The organism is Mesorhizobium sp. M4A.F.Ca.ET.050.02.1.1 (genome assembly GCF_003997725.1).
Lineage (GTDB): Bacteria > Pseudomonadota > Alphaproteobacteria > Rhizobiales > Rhizobiaceae > Mesorhizobium.
On record NZ_RZSG01000999.1, the window covers coordinates 1 to 1921 of the forward strand.

Consider the following 1921-nt stretch of genomic DNA (forward strand, 5'->3'; position numbering starts at 1 on the left):
CCTTCCAACTGCATCATTCGGTGACGCGCGGCGCCTCGACCTGCGTCGTCGACCTCAATTTCCAGCAGGGCGCCTGCGCCGAATATCTCGATCTCGAGCCGCGCTTCGACATTACCGAGATCGAGAACCAGCCGGAGCGTCTCGACCGGCAGCTGCTGGACGTGATGCTGTCCAAGCATGCGAGCGGGCTCTGCGTGCTGGCGGCGCCGACGCGCCCGTCGGAGATGCGCTCCTTCAAGACCGACGTCGTGGTGCGCATGCTCGACCTCGTCTCGGCCTATTTCGACAATGTCGTCATCGACATGCCGCGCACCTGGTTCCCATGGACCGAGACGGTGCTGCTCGGCTCCAACAAGCTCTATATCGTGGCCGAGATGACGGTGCCGTGCCTGCGCCACACGCAACGCCTCATCCAGGCGATCTACGAGACCGCCGGCAGGGAGGTGAAGCCGAACGTGATCGTCAACCGCTTCGAGCAGAAGATGTTCGACAACGGCATCAAGCAGGCCGATGTCCAGGACATCCTCGGCGAGCATTTCGTCGGTGGCATCTCGAACAATTACCGGCTGGTGCGCGAGGCCGTAGACCGTGGCGTGCCGCTGCACGACATCGACCCGAACGCCAATGTCGTCAATGACCTGAAGAAGATCATCCTGCCCGAGGAAGCGGTGACGACGACGGCCAAGTCGAAGTCGCTGTTCGGCCTCGGCAAGGGCCTGCTGAAGAGGAAGGCCGGATGACCAGCCGCTTTTCAACGCTCCAGAACCGCGACCTGCGTCCGCAGCGCCCAGCCGAGGCGGCGCCGGTGACGCAGCACACCGTGGTCATCCCGACGACGCGCAAGCTTGTCGCGCCGAAGGTCGAGGCAGCCCCCGCCAAGAGCGCCAACAAGGTGCTCGACGCGCGGGTGCGTATCCACCGCATGCTGCTCGAGGAAATCAACCTCGTGGCGCTGGAACGGCTGCCGAAGGACGAGATGCGCCGGCAGGTGCATGAATTCGTCTCGGAAAAGACCCGCCATGAGCGAATGGCGATCAACACCGCCGAGCTCGACGCGCTGGTCGACGACATCGTCGACGAGATGGTCGGTCTCGGCCCACTGGAGCCGCTGCTCAAAGACCCCGAGATCAACGACATCCTGATCAACGGCCACCAGAATTGCTTCGTCGAAAGGCGCGGCAAGCTGCAGCAGGTGCATATCCCGTTCAAGGACGAGGCGCATCTGCTTCGAATCATAAACAAAATCGTCGCCGCGGTCGGCCGTCGCGTCGATGAGTCGGCGCCGATGGTCGACGCGCGCATGCTGGACGGCTCGCGTTTCAACGCCGCCATCCGGCCGGTTGGCGTCGACGGGCCGCTGGTGTCGATCCGCAAATTCTCCAAGAACAAGCTCGGCCTGCACAAGCTGGTCGAATTCGGCGCCATCACCCAGAACATGGCCGAGGTGCTGGCGGCGGCCGTGCATGCCCGCAAGACCACCATCATCTCTGGCGGCACCGGCACCGGCAAGACGACGATGCTGAACGCGCTGTCGGCCTTCATTCCCGAGGACGAGCGACTGATCACCATCGAGGACGCCGCCGAGCTGCAATTACAGCAGCCGCATGTCGCGCGCATGGAGACACGGCCCGCCAATATCGAGGGCCACGGCGAACTGAAGCAGCGCGACCTGGTCAAGAACGCGCTGCGCATGCGCCCCGACCGCGTCATCCTCGGCGAGTGCCGCGGCGAGGAAGCCTTTGACATGCTGCAGGCGATGAACACCGGCCATGAAGGCTCGATGGCGACCATCCACGCCAACACGCCGCGCGACGCCATCTCGCGCTTGGAGCAGATGCTCGGCATGACCGGCATGCCGATGACGGTGCAGTCGATCCGCAGCCAGATCGCCAGCGCCATCGACATCATCGTGCAACTGACC

At 64.0% G+C, this 1921-nt stretch carries 2 protein-coding genes; both read left to right on the forward strand.

Annotated features, from left to right (window positions below):
* The coding region (locus EOA33_RS34190; protein WP_210212643.1) for a CpaE family protein at window positions 1-740 on the forward strand (740 nt) is incomplete at its 5' end.
* Window positions 737-1921: CpaF family protein (locus EOA33_RS34195; RefSeq protein WP_145989467.1), on the forward strand; the 1185-nt coding region annotated here is incomplete at its 3' end. The genes EOA33_RS34190 and EOA33_RS34195, both read left to right, overlap by 4 nt.